The sequence below is a fragment of the Deefgea piscis genome, assembly GCF_013284055.1.
GTDB classification, from domain to species: Bacteria; Pseudomonadota; Gammaproteobacteria; order Burkholderiales; family Chitinibacteraceae; genus Deefgea; species Deefgea piscis.
In genome coordinates, this window is sequence record NZ_CP054143.1 from 2,379,250 (window position 1) to 2,400,572 (window position 21,323).

Annotated in this window: 21 protein-coding genes; 9 read left to right on the top strand and 12 right to left on the bottom strand. The window is 49.9% G+C overall.

The annotated features are described in order from the left end of the window. Positions 1–121 precede the first annotated feature (121 nt). The 3 genes from HQN60_RS11100 to HQN60_RS11110 all read right to left on the bottom strand — a co-directional run bounded on the left by HQN60_RS11100 (position 122) and on the right by HQN60_RS11110 (position 2,212). Entirely contained in the window at positions 122–487 is a 366-nt protein-coding gene (locus tag HQN60_RS11100; RefSeq protein ID WP_173533707.1) for a hypothetical protein, read from the bottom strand. Between the two features lie 125 nt (positions 488–612). After that, positions 613–1,065 carry a GNAT family N-acetyltransferase gene (locus tag HQN60_RS11105; protein WP_173533708.1) on the bottom strand — a complete coding sequence of 151 codons (453 nt, stop codon included), beginning with the start codon at positions 1,063–1,065 and terminating at the stop codon, positions 613–615. 265 nt (positions 1,066–1,330) lie between these two features. After that, a complete protein-coding gene (locus tag HQN60_RS11110) occupies positions 1,331–2,212 on the bottom strand; it encodes a type 2 periplasmic-binding domain-containing protein (protein WP_173533709.1) in 882 nt (293 codons plus the stop codon). 208 nt (positions 2,213–2,420) lie between these two features. Here HQN60_RS11110 and HQN60_RS11115 point away from each other — a divergent pair, with 208 nt between their 5' ends. From HQN60_RS11115 to HQN60_RS11135, 5 genes are all read left to right on the top strand, one after another. After that, the gene (locus tag HQN60_RS11115) at positions 2,421–3,026 is read left to right on the top strand and encodes a peroxiredoxin (protein WP_173533710.1); all 606 of its coding nucleotides are present in this window, start codon (positions 2,421–2,423) and stop codon (positions 3,024–3,026) included. A 99-nt stretch (positions 3,027–3,125) separates the two neighbouring features. Further along, entirely contained in the window at positions 3,126–4,277 is a 1,152-nt protein-coding gene (gene zapE, locus HQN60_RS11120; RefSeq protein ID WP_173533711.1) for a cell division protein ZapE, read from the top strand. A 35-nt stretch (positions 4,278–4,312) separates the two neighbouring features. Then, positions 4,313–5,254, top strand: a complete 942-nt coding sequence (locus HQN60_RS11125) for an abortive infection family protein (RefSeq protein ID WP_217390113.1) — start codon at positions 4,313–4,315, stop codon at positions 5,252–5,254. A gap of 724 nt (positions 5,255–5,978) precedes the next feature. Beyond that, complete coding sequence (locus HQN60_RS11130; RefSeq protein ID WP_173533712.1) at positions 5,979–6,947, top strand: NAD(P)H-quinone oxidoreductase; 969 nt, start codon at positions 5,979–5,981, stop codon at positions 6,945–6,947. A 10-nt stretch (positions 6,948–6,957) separates the two neighbouring features. Then, complete coding sequence (locus HQN60_RS11135) at positions 6,958–7,461, top strand: DinB family protein (protein ID WP_173533713.1); 504 nt, start codon at positions 6,958–6,960, stop codon at positions 7,459–7,461. 301 nt (positions 7,462–7,762) lie between these two features. Here HQN60_RS11135 and HQN60_RS11140 read toward each other — a convergent pair whose 3' ends face one another. From HQN60_RS11140 to HQN60_RS11160, 5 genes are all read right to left on the bottom strand, one after another. Continuing rightward, positions 7,763–9,238, bottom strand: coding sequence for a GNAT family N-acetyltransferase (locus HQN60_RS11140; RefSeq protein WP_173533714.1), 1,476 nt, complete (start codon positions 9,236–9,238; stop codon positions 7,763–7,765). A 306-nt stretch (positions 9,239–9,544) separates the two neighbouring features. Further along, positions 9,545–9,754 (bottom strand): Lar family restriction alleviation protein, encoded by a 210-nt coding sequence (locus HQN60_RS11145; protein WP_173533715.1) that lies wholly within the window; start codon positions 9,752–9,754, stop codon positions 9,545–9,547. A 243-nt stretch (positions 9,755–9,997) separates the two neighbouring features. Beyond that, a complete protein-coding gene (locus HQN60_RS11150) occupies positions 9,998–11,365 on the bottom strand; it encodes an NAD(P)(+) transhydrogenase (Re/Si-specific) subunit beta (protein ID WP_173533716.1) in 1,368 nt (455 codons plus the stop codon). Then, positions 11,365–11,652: a proton-translocating transhydrogenase family protein gene (locus tag HQN60_RS11155; RefSeq protein ID WP_173534691.1), complete on the bottom strand. Its 288-nt coding sequence runs from the start codon at positions 11,650–11,652 to the stop codon at positions 11,365–11,367. The genes HQN60_RS11150 and HQN60_RS11155 overlap by 1 nt, the downstream gene beginning before the upstream one ends. Positions 11,653–11,736: 84 nt before the next feature. Beyond that, positions 11,737–12,948 carry a Re/Si-specific NAD(P)(+) transhydrogenase subunit alpha gene (locus HQN60_RS11160; protein ID WP_173533717.1) on the bottom strand — a complete coding sequence of 404 codons (1,212 nt, stop codon included), beginning with the start codon at positions 12,946–12,948 and terminating at the stop codon, positions 11,737–11,739. 214 nt (positions 12,949–13,162) lie between these two features. On the opposite strand from HQN60_RS11160, the gene HQN60_RS11165 reads away from it, so the two are divergent. After that, positions 13,163–13,489, top strand: a complete 327-nt coding sequence (locus tag HQN60_RS11165; protein WP_173533718.1) for a DUF2325 domain-containing protein — start codon at positions 13,163–13,165, stop codon at positions 13,487–13,489. Between the two features lie 50 nt (positions 13,490–13,539). Here HQN60_RS11165 and mutY read toward each other — a convergent pair whose 3' ends face one another. Further along, positions 13,540–14,598: an A/G-specific adenine glycosylase gene (gene mutY, locus HQN60_RS11170; protein WP_173533719.1), complete on the bottom strand. Its 1,059-nt coding sequence runs from the start codon at positions 14,596–14,598 to the stop codon at positions 13,540–13,542. Then, entirely contained in the window at positions 14,598–16,922 is a 2,325-nt protein-coding gene (locus HQN60_RS11175; RefSeq protein ID WP_173533720.1) for an AsmA family protein, read from the bottom strand. The genes mutY and HQN60_RS11175 overlap by 1 nt, the downstream gene beginning before the upstream one ends. Positions 16,923–17,138: 216 nt before the next feature. Here HQN60_RS11175 and HQN60_RS11180 point away from each other — a divergent pair, with 216 nt between their 5' ends. The 3 genes from HQN60_RS11180 (at position 17,139) to HQN60_RS11190 (ending at position 18,602) form a co-directional block, all read left to right on the top strand. After that, the gene (locus HQN60_RS11180; protein ID WP_173533721.1) at positions 17,139–17,561 is read left to right on the top strand and encodes an acyl-CoA thioesterase; all 423 of its coding nucleotides are present in this window, start codon (positions 17,139–17,141) and stop codon (positions 17,559–17,561) included. Next, on the top strand, positions 17,558–18,019 hold the full coding sequence (locus tag HQN60_RS11185) for an LEA/WHy family protein (RefSeq protein WP_173533722.1): 462 nt from the start codon (positions 17,558–17,560) through the stop codon (positions 18,017–18,019). The genes HQN60_RS11180 and HQN60_RS11185 overlap by 4 nt, the downstream gene beginning before the upstream one ends. 373 nt (positions 18,020–18,392) lie before the next feature. Further along, the gene (locus HQN60_RS11190; RefSeq protein ID WP_173533723.1) at positions 18,393–18,602 is read left to right on the top strand and encodes a hypothetical protein; all 210 of its coding nucleotides are present in this window, start codon (positions 18,393–18,395) and stop codon (positions 18,600–18,602) included. Positions 18,603–18,728: 126 nt separating this feature from the next. On the opposite strand, the gene ppk2 is transcribed toward HQN60_RS11190, so the two are convergent. Together ppk2 and HQN60_RS11200 are read right to left on the bottom strand one after the other, a co-directional pair. Next, positions 18,729–19,559 (bottom strand): polyphosphate kinase 2, encoded by an 831-nt coding sequence (gene ppk2, locus HQN60_RS11195; protein ID WP_173533724.1) that lies wholly within the window; start codon positions 19,557–19,559, stop codon positions 18,729–18,731. Next, positions 19,556–21,301 (bottom strand): SulP family inorganic anion transporter, encoded by a 1,746-nt coding sequence (locus tag HQN60_RS11200; RefSeq protein WP_217390114.1) that lies wholly within the window; start codon positions 21,299–21,301, stop codon positions 19,556–19,558. The genes ppk2 and HQN60_RS11200 overlap by 4 nt, the downstream gene beginning before the upstream one ends. Positions 21,302–21,323 lie beyond the last annotated feature (22 nt).

Sequence of the window (21,323 nt, forward strand, 5' to 3'; positions counted from 1 at the left end):
TTATTAATTGATCCACTCGTTCCTATTTGATGCCGCCACCCACGCTCACGCATTGATCCAGTGGGTTGAGCGGCTGCACCCGACCCAATGCTGCCTCTCAGAAGCTATTTGAGAATAAAGGCTATCTACGCGATGGGCTGACTGATAGCACTACTTGATTGTTGTGGTAAATGCCGCACGCATGCTCACCCATTGTCATGGGCGCTGCAACAGCAAAAAACCATGTATTTTCTCGGTCATCAAGCTTAACCCCTAAACTTTGGGTTTTTACTGAATCGGGGTCACGAACACTAGAAAAACCAACGTCATATTTTTCAGCAATTACATGCACTTTATTTACATCCAGTCCTGCTTTCATTTCACTGCAAAAACCATCAACTCTCCTGATGTCCCTATTCAAAAAAAATAGATATGCAAGTGCAAGCACAGCAACCGCTAAAAGTATTTTTGCAGAGCCAACTAAAAATTTACATAGCAACTTTTTCATAATTTGGCACGTAATCGTTTGAATTAAGGATACTTTCTAAGGCGATACGAACAAAATAACAGTCCGTTACTGGCCGACTTGAGCTACTGCACCCGACCCATTGCAGACCTCAAGGCAATTATTTTTCAAACGGTGAAGTGCCTACGGTATTTAACGAATCCTTTCTTTGATGAGCCAATAAACCCAACATTCTCAAAAAAATCATGGGCTTCCACTCTTTCTGCTGAACTAAGAAGCATAATCTTTGAACAATGTGCAGAGTTGGAATATTGCTCAACCGCACGCATTAATTCAGTGCCTACCCCTAAGCCACGGCAACTAGCAGTAACTATGATGTTTTCTACAACAGCAAATGGCTGATATCCGAACATAACATCTAAGCATAAAGATACAAGAACGGTTCCGACTACTTCACCATCTTTTTCACCAACAAAAAGCGACGAATTCACATTTTTTTCTATTTCGGCAATACGCTCAGGTAATACCGATACTGCGGGGTTGTTTACCAGTTCTTGATAAAGGACTTGAATAGCGTTGGCATCAGTTATTTTCGCATTTCTAACATTTACAAGAGACATCGTATTACTACACCTATTCTAAATCTAAGGGCTACCTCCTCAAGACATTCATAGCGTCAAAATTAGGTCATGCTCAGCATTGGAAAAAACTTAAATGTCCGCAATTGGCCGACTGCGGCCTGTCGCCTAGTTTAAACCCGTCAATTAAAGTGAGCTGCGATCCAAGTTTGACTGTGGCTAAATTGCTAAGCTGGTTGGCGACGTTCGATGAGTTTGTGGGGATAAATTGAATAAGATTCCGCATATTGGGTGTTAAGCCGTCGTTTTAATTGAGTCGATTCCAATTGCGAGTGGCTGGGTTGAAAAAACCAGAGTCACGATACACTTTTTCGATCGTGCCTTGCTCTCTGAGTTTAGCTAAGCCTAGATTGAGCGATTGAGCGACCTCTTTGCCAATCGGTGAGGCTTTGCTCACAAAGAAATGTCGGCTGCCTTGTAGGCCTACCTTCACATTGGCAATCGGTACTAATTTACGCCCACCGGCTTCCATTGAAAAATCGGCCGTTGGTTGAAACGGTGCAAGTAATACATCGGCGCGTTTTTTGCCCAGCATGCCGACCATTGAATCCCAGCTTTGGGTCTTTAATACATGCTTAAATTTAATGCCCTCAAGCGTTGCGACATCGGGCAACCAGCTTTCGGCGACGACGGCGGTGAGCGCTTGAATTTGTGGTAGCGTTTTCGAGAGACGCGCATCGGCATTGTCGGCGGTGGTATAAAGCCCGGCCTCAAATTCGCCTTGGCGAATGCTGGGCTCGCTAATAAACACTTTGTCGTTAATTTGTTTTAAGTCGATAAACCAAGCGCTATTGCCGCCCATGGTCGCCGTGCCTGAGGTGATTTCTTTAATAAAGCGGCTATATGAATCGCTGGTATTGTCGACCTTCACGATTTTAACCGGATAAGTATTGCCACCGGCTTTTAGTGCCTGCTGCACTAAGACTAGCTCGACGACATCACGGCGCGAGCCTGAGCCACCATACTGAGTGAGTGAAATCGGGTCACGGCCGGCAATAAAATGTTGGTAGTCATTAAACACATCTTGTTGTGTCAGAATCGTAATGGTTTTCTCATTGGCAAACCCTGATAAACTTGCGGCAAAGAGTAAAAAGCCAGTCGCAATATGAGTGAGTTTTAAGCCGATCATTGCAAGCCTTTATGATGAATGTGTCAGTTTGCCTATGATGGCAAGCTGTAAGAAAATTGGCAAGCAAAGCCTGCGCCTTGCTGGGTGTTGGGCAGGAATACGAAATAATCAGTAAAATTCACACCACTAGCCTTGAATTGACTCGGCATGCCCCGATATTTAAGCTAGCTGTTCAACCCTTACGATTTAATTCCGCTAGGAGCATTACATGTCTGTACTCGTTGCGAAGCAAGCCCCTGATTTTACCGCCGCCGCTGTGTTGGGCTCGGGCGAAATCGTTGAAAACTACAATTTGAAAGCAGCCACTGCTGGCAAGTATGCAGTGATTTTCTTTTATCCACTGGATTTCACCTTCGTATGCCCGTCAGAATTAATCGCTTTTGACCATCGTTTGGCTGAATTTAAAGCACGCAATGTAGAAGTAATTGGTATTTCAATCGACAGCCAATTCTCGCATTCTGCATGGCGCAATACCCCAGTAAATAAAGGCGGTATTGGCCCAGTGGGTTACACCTTGGTGGCTGACGTAAAACACGAAATTTGCAAAGCCTACGACGTTGAATTGGCTGATGCGGGCGTGGCCTTGCGCGGTTCATTCTTGATCGACAAAGCCGGCGTGGTTCAGCACCAAGTGATCAATAACCTGCCATTGGGTCGTGACATCGACGAAATGTTGCGCGTGGTGGATGCCTTGCAATTTACTGAAGAACACGGCGAAGTTTGCCCAGCAGGCTGGAACAAAGGCAAAAAAGGCATGACGGCATCGGCCGATGGCGTTGCCGATTACCTTGCGAACAACGCTGCTGCACTGTAATTCATTAGGCATTAAAAACCGAAAAGCCCTGCGACTTGCTGCAGGGTTTTTTTTTAGATTGGTTTTTGGCATTGATTGGCTTCACCACGAGATTTTTGTATGTCACAACATGTTATTGCGCCGCCCGCCGTTGGCATTAGTCCACTCACTTGGTATCAATCACTGGCCAGCCAAGAGGGGTTTATTAGCGACCAATCGCAAGCCGCCGCGATTGATCGCCTCGAAACGCTTTGGCAAGCCTTGGTGGTGTTTAAGCAAAAGCGCAATCGCCTGTTTGGCAAAAGTTTATTGCCGATGCCAGAGCTACCGCGTGGCCTGTATTTTTGGGGCGGCGTGGGGCGTGGCAAAAGCTTTTTGATGGATGCGTTTTACGCTGGTTTGCCGTTTAAGCGCAAAAAGCGGCTGCATTTTCATCATTTTATGCAGCAAATTCATAAAGATTTACGCGCCCAGCAAGGGCAAAACGATCCGCTGGGCAAAGTCGCCGAGCAATGGGCCAAATCTTGCCGCGTGCTGTGTTTTGACGAATTTCATGTGTCCGACATTGCCGACGCTATGATATTGGGGCGCTTAATGGAGCAATTATTTAGTCGCGGCGTGATCTTGGTCACGACCTCGAACTATCCACCCGATGGCTTGTACCCCAATGGGCTACATCGGGCGAGCTTTTTACCGACCATTGAACTTCTCAAAGCCAAGCTCGATGTGCTGAACGTTGATGGTGGCCAAGATTTTCGCCTGCGCACCCTCACTGCTGCGCGCACCTATTTGTACCCGAATAATGCCGAGAATGAGCAAGAACTGACCGAGCTATTTGGCAAAATGGCCACCGCGCATGATGAAAAAACCGATATTCAAATCGAAGGCCGCCAACTGAAAGCACGGCGCCGCGCTGGTGGTGCAATTTGGTTTGATTTTGCCGTGCTGTGTGGCGATGGCCGTGGGCAAGCCGATTACTTGGCCTTGTCGCAGGAATATCACACGGTGTTTTTATCCGGTTTGCCCAAACTCACCGCCGAACAAAGCAATCTCGCGCGCCGCTTTACATGGCTGGTCGACGTGTTTTACGACAACCGCGTCAAACTCATCATCGCCGCCGATGTGCCGGTGGAAGAGGTCTATGTCGCTGGCTTGCAAGCATCCGAATTCTTCCGTACCGCCAGCCGCCTCTCGGAAATGCAATCCAAAGAATACCTCGCCCTCGCGCACCAAACGCTAGAGCAACAAACGGCGGGGGTGGTGGAGACTTGAGTGGATTTATATTAAAAAATTAATGAATTTTAAATTTGGCGGAATTAATTATGGGCGTTTTTGATTTATTTTCTAAAAGACAACAGCGCGCACGTGGTGAAGTTCCTGACGTGTATGTTTATGATGCTCTTCCGCAAACTTTAAGAGTACAAATTGTACATATCATACGAGATGCATTTGGTGTCGATGGTTATTACGGTCGTGGAACAGTGGAGTCGGCTTATGAATCTGTAAATGATGCTCTTTGTAGAGAGTATGGAGTATTCGAGCTGGTCAAAAATTCAGAATCAAATTCAAACTCAGTATTAAATTTCTTTTTGAAAGAAGGAAATTTTGAAAGAGCTCTTGATGTGATTGAAATCTGCTTCAGATTCATCAATTTGCATATTTCTGTGGATCTTGATTATCAATACGAAACTAAGCGTAAGATTAATAATATAGATGCTATTGATGAACTTAATAGCCGTTTTAAAGAGCATGGAATAGGATATCAGTTTGAATCAAATGAGTTGATTCGAGTTGATTCTGAGTTTGTGCATTCCGAAGTGGTAAAGCCCGTCTTAGCTATTCTGCGAGGCGATCAATTCAAAGGTGCAAATGAAGAGTTTTTGCAAGCACACGAACATTATCGACATGGGCGTCATAAAGAATGTCTTGTTGATTGCTTAAAATCATTTGAAAGTACAATGAAGGCTATTTGTGATAGTCGTGGTTGGGAATATAAAGCAAGCGATACAGCAAAAAATCTGATTACAATTTGTTTTGCTCAAGGTCTTTTGCCTTCATATCTTGAATCCCAGTTTGCTTCTGTTCGATCTCAGCTAGAGAGTGGAGTGCCAACGGTTAGAAATAAAAATGGCGGTCATGGGCAAGGAACGGAAGTCATTGCGGTGCCAGAGTATTTGGTTCGATACACGTTAAATTTAACGGCTACTTCAATTTTGTTTCTTGTTGAAGCCAACACTGCGAATCATTGATTTAATTTAGTCTGGTAGCTTGGGCTCGATAGCCCAACGTTGACCGCGCGATTGTTGGGCTGCGCTGGCGCTTAGCCCAACTTACAAATTCTAAGCGGTGTAGGGCACCGCCGCGTAGGGCGCACTCAAAGCGCAGCGTAGTGCGCCGAATGTACAATGTTTGTGAAGCTTCACCCGCATGGTTTAGACGGATTCAGTTGGTGGTCACAAGATTCTTTCAGTTAGGGTCGGCTTTAGCCGACTTGGTCGCCTGAAGGCGACCCTACAACATAGCGCTATTCTCTTGTGGAAAAACCGTGACAACATCAATCACGCTTATTTAAAGTGTCAGTCCAGTAGCTTGGGCTCGATAGCCCAACGTTGACCGCGCGATTGCTGGGCTGCGCTGGCGCTGATTACAGCCTAAATTAGATGTATTTTATTTTAGTCTTTGATTTTAAAGGTGTTCACGTCAATACCCATGATGTTTTTGTGATGCTTCACCCGCATGGTTTAGACGGATTCAGTTGGTGGTCACAAGATTCTTTCAGTTAGGGTCGGCTTTAGCTGACTTGGTCGCCTGAAGGCGACCCTACAACATGGCGCTCTTTTCTTATGGAAAAACCGTGGCAATAGCAATCACGTTGATTTAAAGCATTAGCGAAAAATCCCCCTGTTATGAAGATCGAATTAACACTGTTTTCCGGTCACTCAACTCTTTTCTTTCCCTTTATCGAGGTGGCTTATGTTGGCGATTACGACGCTGAATCAACAATTGGTTTTGACTGATCATCCGACCCCTGAGCCGGCTGCGGGGCAGTTATTGATTAAGGTGATGGCGGCGGGGGTGAACCGGGCGGATTTGATGCAGGCGCAGGGCAAATATCCGCCGCCGGCTGGTGAGTCGCTGACCATCGGTTTGGAGGTGGCGGGCGTGGTGGTGGCGTTGGGCGATGGTGTGAGCGATTTTGCGGTCGGCGACGCGGTGTTGGGTTTGGTCGGTGGTGGTGCTTATGCCGAGTATTGCTTGCTCGATCAATCGCTTTGCTGCTTAAAGCCCGATACCCTCGATTTTGCCGCGGCGGCCAGTTTGCCCGAGGTATGGATGACGGCGTGGTTGAATTTAATCGACATTGGCCAGCTTAAAGCGGGGCAGCGGGTGTTGATTCACGCTGGGGCCAGCGGTGTTGGCGCGGCGGCGATTCAGTTGGCCAAATCAGTTGGTGCTTGGGTGGCGGTGACGACTAGCTCAGTCGAAAAGCAGGCGTTTTGCCGCGACATGGGCGCTGATTTAGTCATTGATTATCGCAGCCAAGATTTTGCGACCACGCTTAAAGCGGCGGGCGGCGTGGATTTAATTTTGGATACGGTGGGCGGTGATTATGTCGCCGCCAATCAGCTGTGCCTTAATCGCGACGGCAGCATTATTGTGATTGGCTTACTCAAAGGCTTGAGTTGCGAGATTAATTTGGGCTTGCTGCTGGTGAAACGGCAAAAAATTCAAGGCTCGGCGCTACGCAGCCAAGCGCTAGCCGAAAAAGCCAAATTGGCCACGGCGCTACGCGATACAGTGTTGCCGCGCCTTGCCAGTGGCGAATATCGCATTACGCTCGATCGCACGTTTGCACTCAAAGACGCGCAAGCCGCGCATGGCTATGTCGCCGCCAGTCGCAATTGCGGCAAAGTGGTGCTGCTTACCGAGTCGATTGCATAAGAGAGGGTTTATGTTTCAAGGCAATATGCCACAACTGATGGCAGCGTATAACCAATGGCAAAACCAGCAAATGTACGCTGCCGCTGCCACCTTAAGTGATGCTGAGCGCAAGGCGGATCGTGGGGCGTTTTTTAAGTCGATTCATAGCACCCTCAATCATCTTGTTTGGGGCGATTTGATGTGGTTGTCGCGCTTTACCGGCGAAACGCTAATTAGCTCGCCACCGGGGGTGGATGTTTATGCTGATTTTGCCGAGTTACACGCCGCGCGGATGGCGCTGGATGCGCGGATCATGGCGTGGGCCAATGGCTTGGATGCCGCGTGGCTAAACGAGCCAGTGACGTGGACCAGCAAGGTGTATGGCTTTACCCAAACCATTCCACGCTGGGTACAGGTACAGCATTTTTTCAATCACCAAACGCATCATCGTGGGCAAGTGAGTACCTTGCTGATGCAACAGGGGATTGATGTCGGTGTCACCGATTTGCCGCTATTGCCGATGCTTAATGATTAGACAATGTTCAGATTGCGTGTTGATGGTTTTAAGTGCCTGCGGCACGGCGGTTTGTAGTCGCAGTCAGTGGCGGCCCCCTCTTTCTTTGACTCGCCAAAGAAAGAGGGGGAAAGAAAGGCGCCCCGAGCGCGCCCAGCTCCGCTGTGCCCTCGATTGTCGTGAGCCAAACGATAAAACTGTTTGTCTCTCTCCTCACTCGGTGCGCTTAAACGGGTTTTTAAGCCCCAGACCGACGAGCGCGGCACAGCATCAGCACCAAGTCTGAACATTGCCAAGGCTTGGTGGTAAATACCTTTTTGATTTAAGTTTTTTGACTCCTCTGCCACGCCGCAAGAAGCTCGGCGTAGGCTACGCCGTTGATCTGTAGGCCTTCGAGTTGCTTGCTATGAATTTGCGCTTGGCGTAGGTCACAATCGCGAATTTGCGCGCCCGCCAAATCGCAGCGCTCTATTGTTACTGGCTCGTTATCGCCATGCCAGCCGCGCGCTAAATCATGTAAATGCGCGCCGCCCCACGAGGCGTGGCCGATTTTAACGCCGCCTAATCTCGCGTCGCCAATGGAAAGCCGTGTCAGGTTCACATTGTGCAGTTGCGCGTCTTGCATGCAGGTATCAATAAAACGACTGCCATTTAAATTGCTACTAAAAAATGTGGCATCGGCGATGGCGCAGTCATTCCAATCGTTGGCGTTTAAATTCAGGCCGATATGGTGTTGCGGCTTGCTTGGGTTGTGGCGTAAATGGCGAATAAAGGTGACGCAGTTGTCGTCGCGATCAGCCACTTGGTAGCCGCATTGGACATAAAAGCGCTCATTATCCTTGCTGTGCGCGCTGGTGCTGAGCGACCAACTATTGGCTTGGGGGACTAATCCTTCAAGTTGCGCCAAAGCTTGAGTGGCAATGCCTTGGCGGCCAAATGCAGGGTCAACGTGCAAATATTCAACATACGCTTGCCCAGCGATGGGGCCCAAATAAGCAATACCGCCAACGCACACACCAGCGACTTCAATGGCAAAGTAGTGCGACGTTGCAATCGCATACGCCATTTTGTGCGGGCAATCATAGCCGCCAGATCCTGCGCTATCACTGTCCGAGCTCCACGGCCCGCAACGGCGGGCATGGGCTAAATACGCTGCCCGCTGTATGGCGGCCAATTGCTCGGCATCGTCTGTGGTCGCGGCGCGTAGTTGAATAGCTGCAGTGCTGGCTAGATTTGGGCGCGGTAGGATGAAAAAATCAAACTCGCCCTCGTCCGGTACGGTGGTTTTGTCGTGCGGCACGATTGTGTTACCTCGTGGCACGGTAGTTTTGCCTCGTGGCAAAAACCCCACTTTTTCGACCACGCGGCGCGAGCCGATATTCCAGTCTTTAACAATCGCCACCAAGGCGGCGGTGTTGCTGCACGCAAAAAACGCCTGCGTTGCTGCGGCTACGGCTTCCGTGGTCAATCCGCATTGACGGTACTCGCGGCTGATGGCGTATGCCACTTCGGGGAAGCTCGATTGCAGCCCGTCTTTGGGCCAAATGCCAACCCAGCCGATGAGTTCATTGCTTTTGGCGAGCGTAATGGCGTATAGCCATTCGCTGATCGGTTCATGCTCGGTCAAATAGAATTGTTGCCATGCCGCTAGATAGTCGCGCAATTGTGCGTCGCTCATCGCCCAGTCGGGCAGGATGTCGATAATTTCAGCTTGCTGGGTGAGGGCGCGTAGCGCGGTAAAGTCGTTGCCGGTGAAAGTGCGCAGCACGAGGCGCGCAGTAGAGAGCGAGGTTTGCATACTGATATTCCTAAAATTAGCCGTGACCATCCGCGCCTTGCGTAAGGCGGCTAGTGGATAGTCAGAAAGTAGCGGACGATCAAAACCCCAACTTGGCTTGCAAGTGGATGATCGGCGGTGGGGGCTAATTAATTAGGCACGGGAATATCAAGTAAAGGATGGCATAAGCAAACAGCATATGCCGATGTAATCGGGCGCGTCAAAAGCATCGCTTAGTGTTGATCGAAGTTGTTGCCGAAACCTAACACAGGGTATGGCTTCATTGGCGATGCTGCAACAGCGCTAGAGGTAAATACCCTTGCTGTTTTAGCGCAGCGAATTCCAGTTGGCGATGGCTTCTTTTTTATTGCTGCCTTGCTGGCCGATGGCGCTGCAGTTGCCGTTTTTGCCTAGCTTGCTGCATTGCACCCAAAAGCGATTGGATCCGGCTTTGTGTTGCTCGGCGATGGCGCCGCATTTTGGACAGGGTTTTGGCGTTGGGCGACCGGTTTGGTCGGTGCTGGAGGTGGTGATCATGGAGGTCTTTCTGCAGTAAAACGTAAGCTTACCTTGTTCTTGGTTTTTTGACTCGTAGAAATTGCAAAAGGCCATGACCAAAGGCCGCAGTAGCGGCGGTGATTTCTGGCGTCAATCCTTGCTGCTGTCGCTTAGTGAACGTCAATCAATGGCGCACAGTTCAATATTTTTGGAATGGCTGCAGGCTTTTGCTACGCGGTGCCGCCGCCACGAATGGGGAAACATTCGTGGCGATAAGGGCGTTTAATGCACCGCTTGCAGCATGCCTTCGACTACTTTTTTCGCGTCGCCAAATACCATCATGGTTTTATCCATATAAAACAATTCATTATCGAGCCCGGCATAACCGGCGCTCATCGAGCGTTTGACCACCATGACGGTGCGCGCTTTATACGCGTCCAAAATCGGCATGCCATAAATGCTGCTGCTCGGGTCGTTCTTGGCCGCAGGATTCACCACGTCATTGGCGCCGATGACCAGTACCACGTCGGTGCTGGCAAAGTCGCTATTGATTTCATCCATTTCGATCACGCGCTCATAGGGTACTTCGGCCTCGGCCAATAGCACATTCATGTGGCCAGGCATACGTCCTGCTACTGGGTGAATGGCATAGCGCACATCGACACCGCGCTCAGTGAGTAAATCAGTCAGCTCTTGCAGCGCATGCTGCGCGCGCGACACGGCTAAGCCGTAGCCGGGGATGATAATCACGCGTTCGGCGTTTTCCATTAAAAATGCCGCATCGTCCGCCGAGCCCGAGCGGTAGTTTTTTTGCGCACTGCCGGCTGGACCCGCTGCAGCCACTTCGGCACCAAAGCCACCGAGCAGCACCGACACAATCGAGCGGTTCATCGCTTTACACATGATGTACGACAAAATCGCACCGGATGCGCCAACGCAAGCGCCAGCGATAATCAGTACCGGATTATCCAGCGTAAAGCCAATGCCGGCCGCCGCCCAGCCCGAATACGAATTGAGCATCGATACCACCACTGGCATATCGGCACCACCAATTGGAATAATCAGCAGCACCCCGAGCGTCAAGGCAATCGCTACCATCGCCAAAAATGCCGCTTGGCTGCCGGTGGCGTAAAACGCGATCCCAAGGCCAACCATGCTGAGCGCCAGTAGCAGATTGATTAAATGCTGGCCTTTAAAGTTGATCGCGCGTGCGCCGAATTTGCCCGACAATTTGCCGTAGGCGACGACCGAAGCGGTAAAGGTAATCGCGCCGATGAATGCGCCTAAAAATAGCTCGATTTGCTGCGCGCCAGTGTGGCTCATTCCGGTATGGAACACGGCGGCAATGGCGATCAGTACCGCCGACAAACCGACCAAAGAATGCATCGCGGCCACCAGTTCTGGCATCGCCGTCATGGCCACGGTGCGCGCTTTATACGCGCCAACCAAGGCGCCAGCGGCCATTGCGGCGACAATCAGCCATACCACTGGGCTGTTGGCGACAAAGAACGTTGTCGCCACGGCGATGGTCATGCCGACCATGCCGTATAAATTGCCGCGCAAAGCGGTGTGTGGTGAGGAGAGTCCGCGTAGCGATAAAATAAACAGTACCGCAGCAACCAGATAGAGCAGGGCCGTTAAGTTCGCCATTATTTCGCTCCTTTTTTCGATTTGAACATATCGAGCATGCGCTGAGTGACCAAAAAGCCGCCAAAAATATTAATGCTGGCGAGGAAAATCGCTACCGCGCCAAGAACGCTAGTGAGCGTAATTTGCTGGGCGTTGATATCCACCACTTGCAGCATGGCGCCAACGACGATAATCCCCGAAATGGCATTGGTGACCGCCATTAGCGGCGTATGTAGCGCTGGTGTGACATTCCACACCACGTGGTAGCCGACAAAAATCGCCAACACAAAAATCGTTAAACTGGCCATAAATGGATCGCTCGTTGCTGCATGGGCGATGGGGGCTGCAGCCGTTGTAGAAGCTGCTAGGGCAAGAGTAGACATGGGTTTTCCTTAAGCAGTAATAGCATCAGCAGTGGCCGGCACCGCGCTCGCTTGGCTTGACTGAGTGGCGCTGGCTTGAGTAGCTGGGGTGGCCGAGGCGCTGGCAAAATAAATGCTACCGGCGTGGCAAACTCGAGTGGCTTGGATGATTTCATCGTCTTGCTGCGGTGCGTAATGGGCCTCTTTATCGCTCAACAATGCTAAAAACGTCAGTACATTGCGCGCAAACATACTCGAGGCATCGGTTGGCATTAAGGCGGCTAAATTACTTTGCCCAACAATGCTGACGCCGTTGTCACTCATCACCACTTGATCGGTTTGCGACAGCGGGCAATTGCCGCCATGGCTGACGGCCATATCGATGATCACGCTACCGGCTTTCATCCGCGCCACGGTGGCTGCGGTCAGCAAAATCGGCGCGGCTTTGCCTGGAATAAGGGCGGTACTAATGATGATGTCGGCTTGCGCGGCTTGTTGCGCAATCAGCTCGCTTTGTCGTTGCCGATAATCGTCGGACATTTCTTTGGCGTAGCCGCCGGTGTGGGCCAATGCCGCTTGCTCTTCGCTGGAGAGTTCAACTTCGACAAATTTTGCGCCCAGTGATTCAACTTGTTCGCGCGTGGCTGGGCGTACATCAAATACTTCAACGACGGCGCCTAAACGCTTGGCGGTGGCAATCGCTTGTAAGCCGGCCACGCCAGCACCCAAAATTAACACGCGCGCGGGTTTCACTGAGCCGGCGGCGGTCATCAACATCGGCATAAAGCGCGGGAAGTAATGCGTTGCCAACAGCACTGCGCGATAACCGGCAATATTGGCTTGGCTCGACAATACGTCCATGCTTTGCCCACGGGTAATCCGTGGAATCAATTCCAGCGCGTAAGCATCGATTTGTTTGGCGGCGAGTAAGCCGAGATGCGGATAGCGATGGATATCAAACAGACTCACCAGCGCTGCGTGCTCGGGATAAAGGGCAATTTCTTGGGTATTGGGCGCTTGCACTTTTAAAATAAGGGCTGCACCACTATACAGGCTGGTTATGTCTTCGCTAATACTCGCGCCAGCCGTTAAGTAATCGCTATCTTGCCATGTTGCCGCTAGGCCGGCATTCGCTTGAACGCGTACTTGATGCCCTTGTTTGACGAGTTTTTTAACCGTTTCAGGCGAGGCGGCGACACGGGTCTCGCCGTGTTGGTTTTCTTTTGGGATCACAATCAACATCTTGGCTTTATTCCCTGTGCGCGGTGAATGATGAGGTATTTAGCCTGATCTGCGCTTGTTACAGTTTGATGCAAAGCAACTTAGGTAAAAACCCTAGGCAAGGTGTTGTTGACGCGATAATTTCATCGAATGAAAAAAACGATTAATCGCTATTGATAATTATTCTCATTTGTACAATAATCGCTTCACCGACTACTCGAACGAAGGAACAGCAATGAAGGCCTATCTGGTTGGCGCCGATGCCTTGGGCAATATCCCGCAGCTATTGGCTGAGCACGGTATTAGTGTGCAAAAGCATGTGAGCGGGCGCAATGTGTCGCATCAGCGCAAGCCTGCGAGTTTAAACGGGGCCGATTTATTGATTTTGTTTACTGATTTTTTAAGTCACAACGTGATGAAGGCGTATCGAGAATTGGCCAATGATGAGCAAGTGCGCTTTGTTGCTTGCCGCCGCTCGGTGTGTGCTTTGAGCCAATCCTTAGAAAAAATTGGCGAAGTGAAAGATTGCAGTCAATGCCCGAATCGCAAAAGCCAGCGTTAAAGCGGGTGTTAATGCCCGCGGCACGTTTTATTTCGAGTTAGTAAACCAGATTAGATCGAATGAATGATTTTGCGTAATGGCGTTGGAATGCCTGCCGCCAGCGCAGCGGCTGGGCTAAACCACGCGGTATTGGCGCTTTCTTTGGCGCAATCACTGCCCACCAGCTGCGCCAATTGCGGGGTAATGGTGAGACGGTAATGGGTAAATACATGCACAAACTCAGGCAGAGTGGTGCTCAGCGCAATGTTTAAACCCAAATGATCGGCAATATGGGCGACTGGATCGGTATGTAACGCGACTTCAGGTAAGCTCCATAAACCGCCCCAAATACCGGTTGGCGGGCGTTTTTCGAGCAATAGATCACCCTGCGCATTGCGCAAAAAGATCATTACGGTGGCTTTTTCTGGGATGGTTTTTTTGGGTTTTCTTGTTGGCAAGACCGCTTGCCGATCGCTCTGCCGAGCTTGGCAATCACTGGCTAACGGGCATAGCAAGCAGCTTGGATTTTTTGGGGTGCAAATGGTGGCACCCAAATCCATCAGTCCTTGCGTATGGGCTTTGATTTCGCTGGCCGCTTGCTGGCTATCACTGCAACGAGCAGGGAGTAAGGATTCAGCCAATTGCCACAGCTGGTTTTCGATGGCTTTCACCCCCGGATAGCCTTCAATCCCTGCCCAACGGGTTAAAACGCGTTTAACATTACCGTCTAAAATCGCCGCACGATAGCCATAGGAAAAAGCCGCAATGGCTGCTGCAGTACTGCGCCCGATGCCGGGCAAGGTGGTAATTAATGTAGGGTCGTTAGGAAATTGCCCGGCAAAATCACGCACCACCGCTTGGGCGCAAGCATGCAAGTTTCTGGCTCGGGTGTAGTAACCCAGTCCACTCCACAACGCCAACACATCATCGAGCGGGGCGGCAGCTAAATCAGCCAGCGTTGGGAAACGCTGTAAAAATCGCGGGTAGTAGTCGAGTACGGTGCTCACTTGCGTTTGCTGCAGCATGATTTCAGACAGCCAAACGCAGTAAGCATCGTTCACTTGCCACGGTAAATGATGACGGCCAGATTGCTGCTGCCATTGGCGCAAACGTAGAGAAAAATCAGACATTAAGGTTTGCTTACTTTAGTGGTTTTGCGCGGCGCGCTACGCGCTTTCTTTTTGGCGGCGAGCTCGGCTTTTTTCTTTTCCGCTAAGGCGGCGGCTTTTTGTGCGGCAATTTTTTCTTCGCGGGCTTTTTGTGCTGCCGCGGCGCGATCTATTTTTGCCTGTGCCTCGGCTTTTTGCCGAGCAATGATTTGTTCTTTTAAGTTAGCCGTATCGGCTTTATACACCGGGTTTTGAATCGGGCCGCTCAAGGTAATAGGCAGGGTTAAGCCAATTAAGCCCGCTAATTCTGGCACTTTAGGGTTGGCGCTGGCCTGCATTTTATAGTCGAGCGTGCCAGCGGCCAAATTGAGCATCCCGCCACCACTGAGTTTTAATACATCGGCGCTCACACTCAGATCATGGTTTTCGGCGATGCCATTTTTAAGATGCAAAGTGGCATTGAGTTCAGAAAAATTGGTTTTGCCATTGCTATGGTCGGTCTTGCTGACTTCGCCATTCATTAATTTAATTTGCTGGCTGGCCGAGCTCAGTAAACCGCTAATGTCGATGCCGCGAATCGCGCCTTCTTTGAGACTGGCTTTGATTTTGCCATTGGCTGATTTTCGTAAGTCAGCCAAATTTTGCCCTTTGGCGGTCACATCAATGGTGAGATTGCTACGGCCCTCAAAACGACTGGTGTCTAAGGTATCGGTGAGCAAGGTGTTGATATTCATATTGGATAAGGTTTGCTCAACGCGGAAAAACGGCACCGCTTGCGTTGAATTGATTTCAACGCGGCCAGCCAATTGGCCTTCGTAGAGCGTGGCCGATAAAGGATCGAGCACCAGACGATTTTTGCGCGCAATTAAGGTGACGTCTAAGTCGTCAACGTGCAAATTATTCAGTACCAGCTCACCAATTTTGATTGAGCCAATAGCATTAAATTTTTCTAGCCACCACAAATCAAATTTATTGTTTTGCGCGCTTTTTTTGGCGCCCGCCGCTACTGCGGGTAAATAAGGCGTTAAATCAAATTTGGCTAGATTCATATTGATCCGAAATTGCGGATCAACAAAACTTTCCATACCTATTTGCGCGTGCAATGGCTCGTAATCTAGCGTGCCATTACTGTCGAGATTGATCAATTCATTGTGTAAATCAATATCGCCTTTACCGGTTAAATCCAAGCGAATCGCGCCACGTGGCAAGCTGCGGTTGGTATAGCTGCCGGTGAGTCGGTAGTTAGACAGCCGCGTTAAATTACCGCGCTCAATGGCCAGTGGGGTACTAAATACGACATCTAGATTTTGTTCTGGGCTATTAAATTTAACGCTGATTTTGGCGGTATTACTTTGTAAAAAATGTCTTTGTGCACCGCTAAGGGTTGGCACGGTGGCTGAAGCGCTAAATTTAGCGTCTTTGTCTTGCATCTCAATATCAAATTGCAGGCGATTGAGTGCTAAAGCGTTGTCGGTCAGTTGAATCTCCGGCACGTCCAGCGTGGTTTTCCATTGCTGCCCAGCACGATTGGCCGAGCCGGTGAGCTTTAAATCACCGCCAGTCAGGCGCAATGGATCCCAGCCGTAATTTAAATTGCCGGTAATTTGTAGCTGGGTATTGCTAACTTTAAGCCCCGCATCGCTGGCGCCTTCTTGCGTGAGTGCGACTTTAATGTCGGCAATATGCAATCGCCGCTCTTGCTCAACATAGCGCATCGCCGCCGAGCCTTGTACTTTGCCGCGCCAACGCGCTGCTTCGCCGTTGTCATTGAGGTAAATTTGCCCGTCTAGGTTTAAATCGCCTTTTTTGGGGTCGGTCAGATTGTCCAGTTCAAGATTGAGCTGACTTAAATGCAGTGTTTCATTGACTAAATCATCTTGCCAAGCCAGTTGCGCATCCGAAAAACTAAACCGATCTAAGGCTAAATGAATTTGCTTGCCTTTGCTTTGCAGCAAATCTTCAAAATTATACGTGCCGTCATCGTGGCGAATAATCGTCAACTCGGGCTTTTCAACTTCAATACTATTGACGACGGCTTTGCCTTCGCTAATTAAAGGCCATAGGCGAAACACCACTTTAATGGCGTCGGCATGCGCAAAAACCGTATCTGACTTTGGTTCGGTGAGTGTGGCGTTTTTAATCAGCACAGCCGGACGCGGTAGCAGCACCATATGGGCGCTGCCACGAATGTCGAGCTTACGCTCGGTATCTCGCTGTACTGCTGATACCAATTGATCGCGAACGAGGTCTGACGATAAAAAGTACGGCAAAATGCCCAGCAAGGCCGTAAGTGTAAGGACGAGCAAAAAACTGATTCGCAAAGAGCGAGAATGGCGCCAATCCATGTCGTCAAATGAAGGAGTAAAACGAAGATTGGGCGATTATCCACAAGAACTGCGGCAAACAAAAGCATTGCGGCAAAAATAATAATACACAGCGTGTTCTGGGTGACTGTTTTTTAGTGCAATAGCGTGCAAAATAGCTAGATTCGCTCTGGATTTGCTTGGGGCGTTATTTTTTACTAATGAAAGCATTCGGAATCAATCAAGGAGTACTCAGTTATGGCGCATCTCACCCCCATCAAAGTGCATGGGTTTCATTTGGATTTGTATGGGCACGTCAATAACGCGCGTTATTTAGAATTTTTGGAAGAAGCGCGCTGGGGCTTGATGGAAGAGTACGGCGATTTGTCTTGGTTTATGGCGCAAAAAATGGCCCTCGTGGTGAGCCGCGTCGATATTCGTTATATCCGCGCCGCCACGATGGGCGATCAGTTGCTGATTGAAACGCGCTTGGCCGAATTATTGCCACGCGAAGGCAAAATTCATCAGCGCATTGTGCGTAAAGACAATGGCAAAGTGGTGGCCGAGGCTGATATTAGCTTTGCAGTCATTCACCCAGAGCAAAGAGGCGCGCTGTTGATCGAAGGCGAGTTGTTTGAGCGTTTTAATCAGGTTTTATTAGCAACGAGTGAATTGGTATGACGTGGTTGCAGCGAGTAGTTGCTGTTTTGGTCTTGAGTTTGCTGAGTGCGTGTAGCGGCATCGTTAATTTTGAAAAACCACAAGTGAATCTAGCCGGTTTAGAAGTGCTAGATTTGGGCTTGTTGGAGCAAAAATTTGTGGTGTCCTTGCGCGTGACCAATCCGAACGATATGGCTTTGCCGATTGATGGTTTGAAGATGAAGCTTGATGTGAATGGTCAGCCATTTGCGACAGGGGTTTCAAATCAAAAAGTGACTTTGCCGCGCTTGGGTGAGACGGTGGTTAAAGTGAATGTAACCACCAATCTGAGCAATATTTGGAAGCAAATTAAAGCCATCCAAAGTAAAACGCTGGCGTATACGGTTTCTGGGCAGTTATTTGTTCCCTTAGTGCCCGGTGGCATTAGCTTTAATCGGCAAGGGGAATTGTCCAGCCTAGGGGCCGCAGTAGCGAAATAACGCTTGATTGATGGTTTTAAGCCCCTACCCAACGCGCACGGCATCGTATTCACTGTCATCTGTTGCGGCCTTATCGTGGGCAATGTTCAGATTACGTGTTGATGGTGATTAAAGCTTCGCGGCATTCCCTCTCCCTTGATGGGAGAGGGTTAGGGTGAGGGTGATACTGCGGAGTATATTTTAAGCTCAACACCCCCATCCCAACCTTCCCCCGTCGAGGGGGAAGGGGTTGAAGTCGATCTGCTCAAGCACGTGTGATACAAACCATCAACATCAAATCTGAACATTGCCTTATCTTGTTGGGTATTTAGATGTGGGCTATACCCATAACAGCCTGCATTCAGATACCGCTGTACTTTCATTGGAGTGGCAAATGGGAATCAATCAAGCCAAACAAGAGGCCAAACGTTTAAAGCAAGATCATCAGGCGGCGGGGCATATTGAAGATGACAATACCGAGGCCGAGCGGATTTTAGCTTTAAATGCGTGGAAAAAAGCCAAGGCGCTTAAAGAGCGGCAAGCGGCAGCAGAGCGGCATATTGCCAAGGCCGAGCTAGAAAAACTCAAGCGCAAAAAAACCTAATCGCGATTGGTCGGTGATACCTAGTATTTGGCTTTCGCCGATAGTGATTAAAATCAGCAGACTGAAATCAGCACCCCGTATTGAACCGCCGATAGGGCGACTCAATACGGGGTGTTTTTTATTGGATTAGAATTTTTCCGGCACGATGCGTAGTGGATGCTCGGTATTGCTGCGGACTTTGATTTTTCTTTTTGGCAGTTTTACTTTTTCTTGTGGCAAGTCCTCATACGGCACATGCGCCAGAATATGACTGAGCACATTGAGTCGCACGCGTTTTTTATCCTCGGAATGGGCGATAAACCACGGCGAAAATTCGGTGTCGGTGTATTTAAACATGTCGTCGCGGGCGGTGGTGTAGTCGTCCCAACGGTTAAACGACAAAATATCCATGGGCGAGAGCTTCCATGTTTTTCGGCCGTCGTCGATGCGATCGCGTAAGCGCCGTTCTTGCTCTTCGGGGGTGACTTCCAGCCAGTATTTGAGCAAGATAATCCCTGAGTCGATGATGGCTTTTTCAAACTGCGGTGCGCCATGCAAAAATGCCTCAGATTGCTCTGGGGTACAAAAGCCCATTACCCGTTCAACACCGGCACGGTTATACCAGCTGCGATCGAAAATAACCACTTCGCCAGCGGCAGGTAAATGCGCCACGTAGCGCTGTAAATACATTTGGGTTTTTTCGCGGTCGGTGGGCGCCGGTAGCGCCACGACACGAAAGGTGCGTGGGCTCACGCGCTCAGTCAGCGCTTTAATCGTGCCGCCTTTGCCCGCACCATCGCGCCCTTCAAAAATGATGCACACTTTGAGCCCATGCTCTTGTACCCAGCGTTGCATCTTGACCAGCTCAATATGCAGTTTGCGCAGTTCAGTCTGATAGGTTTTTTCTGATAATGCTGGTTTGTGGCTGACTACGTCATCAGCGGTTTGCGTGTTAGGACTTGGATTTTTTTTACTCATGGTGCGGCTCCCTCGGGGCGATGATTTAAATCATGTTGCGCTTGCAAGTCGTTTTCATAAGCAATACGCGCTCGCTTGAGTGTAGAAAACAATAAAAAATCTCGCTTAACGCGTTCAAGCTGGCCTTGCATTTGGGCACGGCGTTCTATTTGGCGCTTGCGTCCGGCTAAAGCCAAGCGGATTTCCCGCTCAGCCAGTGCTTGCTGCAATTGCCACATGGCTTGCTCTCCCGCGGCATCAATTTGCGAAATCGTTGTTACATCAATCACCACCCATTTCAGCGGGCTTGGGTTGCCGTCGACTAAGGACAAGACGCGCTGACGGAAAAAATTAGCATTAAAAAAATTCAGCGGCGACTCAAATCGATAGACCAACAAACCTTCAATTTCTTGCGCGTCGGGGTGATGCTTTAAATCATGAAACGATTGTCCTGTGGGATACACCCCCAGCCGCGCTTCGTGCGGGCGGGCAAGATGAATTAACAGCCGTAATGTGGATAATAAAACGGCAAATAGCATGCCTTGCATTACGCCAACGCAGGCTACGCCGATTAAGGTCACAATCGCAATCAGCCATTCGCCGCGCCCAAGTAAGCGAAACTGTTGAATGCTAGCAAAATTCATCAGCCCTAAAGACGCTGTAATCAGCACCGCGCCCAGCGCCGCAATCGGTACAAAGTACAAAGCGGGCGTGAGGAGCAGCATCGCAATCGCAATCGTCAGCGCGGCAACAATGCTGACCATTTGGCTTTTGCCACCCATGGCGTCATTGACTGCGGTTCTGGAGTCCGCGCCGCTAATGGCAAAGCCTTGCGAAAAACCTGCGGCAATATTGGCCATGCCTAGCGCGGTAAATTCACGATCGGCGTCGATGTCATACCGGTTTTTAGCGGCAAAGCTGCGTGCGGTGAGCATGGCGCTGCTAAAGCTAATTAAAGCCAAACCGGCGGCCGCGCCGAGTAACTCGCCAAGTTGTGAGTAGGGTAGCACCGGCCAATGCACTTTGGGTAAGCCGGCGGGTAAAGCGCCGATCACACTGACGCCGTGTTGATCCAAACGGAAAACAAAAACGATTAAACCCGCTGCCACCATGGCCACCAAGGCCGATGGCAAGCCCGGTAACATGCGGCGCGCCACTTGCTGTATTAGCAAGGTGCCAAGGCCGATTGCGCTGGTGATGGGGTGCGATTCAAAAATTTTGCTGGGTAATTCAAGCAGCCGCTCAATTAAGCCGTTGTCGTTAAAATCAAAGCCAAATACTTTACCCAGCTGGCCAACCACAATGCTGATGGCAACGCCATTTAAAAAGCCCGCCAAAATGGGGGGCGATAAAAAATCAGCTAAAAACCCCAAGCGAAAACGACTGGCAATCAGGCAAAACAAGCCGGTGAGTAAGGCCAAACTCACTGATAAAGACACATAGAGCGTAGCGTCCCCTGCGGCAATGGGCGCGAGGGTAGAAAAAATCATCGCGCAAGTTGCGGCGTCTGGTCCCACGATCAGTTGGCGGGATGAACCAAATAGCGCATACGCGAGCAGCGGTAAAATGCTGGCGTATAAACCTGCCACGGGGCTCATTCCGGCTAATTGGGCATAAGCCACGCCAACCGGGATGGCCACTGCGGCAACAGAAATCCCTGCGCGCCAATCATGCGACCACCATGCTTTGGGGTAATGGCGCAGCAAGTTGATGCCGGGCATGGTTTGCGTGAGCCAGCGAGAAACAAAATGAAAAGCCAGCATGAATGTCGTAGTCCAAAATCAG

What these genes read in the sequence shown, in the direction of transcription:
- HQN60_RS11100 (WP_173533707.1), bottom strand. Translation starts at nt 487, where the DNA reads ATGAAAAAGTTGCTATGTAAATTTTTAGTTGGCTCTGCAAAAATACTT.
- HQN60_RS11105 (WP_173533708.1), bottom strand. Translation starts at nt 1,065, where the DNA reads ATGTCTCTTGTAAATGTTAGAAATGCGAAAATAACTGATGCCAACGCT.
- HQN60_RS11110 (WP_173533709.1), bottom strand. Translation starts at nt 2,212, where the DNA reads ATGATCGGCTTAAAACTCACTCATATTGCGACTGGCTTTTTACTCTTT.
- HQN60_RS11115 (WP_173533710.1), top strand. Translation starts at nt 2,421, where the DNA reads ATGTCTGTACTCGTTGCGAAGCAAGCCCCTGATTTTACCGCCGCCGCT.
- zapE (WP_173533711.1), top strand. Translation starts at nt 3,126, where the DNA reads ATGTCACAACATGTTATTGCGCCGCCCGCCGTTGGCATTAGTCCACTC.
- HQN60_RS11130 (WP_173533712.1), top strand. Translation starts at nt 5,979, where the DNA reads ATGTTGGCGATTACGACGCTGAATCAACAATTGGTTTTGACTGATCAT.
- HQN60_RS11135 (WP_173533713.1), top strand. Translation starts at nt 6,958, where the DNA reads ATGTTTCAAGGCAATATGCCACAACTGATGGCAGCGTATAACCAATGG.
- HQN60_RS11140 (WP_173533714.1), bottom strand. Translation starts at nt 9,238, where the DNA reads ATGCAAACCTCGCTCTCTACTGCGCGCCTCGTGCTGCGCACTTTCACC.
- HQN60_RS11145 (WP_173533715.1), bottom strand. Translation starts at nt 9,754, where the DNA reads ATGATCACCACCTCCAGCACCGACCAAACCGGTCGCCCAACGCCAAAA.
- HQN60_RS11150 (WP_173533716.1), bottom strand. Translation starts at nt 11,365, where the DNA reads ATGGCGAACTTAACGGCCCTGCTCTATCTGGTTGCTGCGGTACTGTTT.
- HQN60_RS11155 (WP_173534691.1), bottom strand. Translation starts at nt 11,652, where the DNA reads ATGGCCAGTTTAACGATTTTTGTGTTGGCGATTTTTGTCGGCTACCAC.
- HQN60_RS11160 (WP_173533717.1), bottom strand. Translation starts at nt 12,948, where the DNA reads ATGTTGATTGTGATCCCAAAAGAAAACCAACACGGCGAGACCCGTGTC.
- HQN60_RS11165 (WP_173533718.1), top strand. Translation starts at nt 13,163, where the DNA reads ATGAAGGCCTATCTGGTTGGCGCCGATGCCTTGGGCAATATCCCGCAG.
- mutY (WP_173533719.1), bottom strand. Translation starts at nt 14,598, where the DNA reads ATGTCTGATTTTTCTCTACGTTTGCGCCAATGGCAGCAGCAATCTGGC.
- HQN60_RS11175 (WP_173533720.1), bottom strand. Translation starts at nt 16,922, where the DNA reads ATGGATTGGCGCCATTCTCGCTCTTTGCGAATCAGTTTTTTGCTCGTC.
- HQN60_RS11180 (WP_173533721.1), top strand. Translation starts at nt 17,139, where the DNA reads ATGGCGCATCTCACCCCCATCAAAGTGCATGGGTTTCATTTGGATTTG.
- HQN60_RS11185 (WP_173533722.1), top strand. Translation starts at nt 17,558, where the DNA reads ATGACGTGGTTGCAGCGAGTAGTTGCTGTTTTGGTCTTGAGTTTGCTG.
- HQN60_RS11190 (WP_173533723.1), top strand. Translation starts at nt 18,393, where the DNA reads ATGGGAATCAATCAAGCCAAACAAGAGGCCAAACGTTTAAAGCAAGAT.
- ppk2 (WP_173533724.1), bottom strand. Translation starts at nt 19,559, where the DNA reads ATGAGTAAAAAAAATCCAAGTCCTAACACGCAAACCGCTGATGACGTA.
- HQN60_RS11200 (WP_217390114.1), bottom strand. Translation starts at nt 21,301, where the DNA reads ATGCTGGCTTTTCATTTTGTTTCTCGCTGGCTCACGCAAACCATGCCC.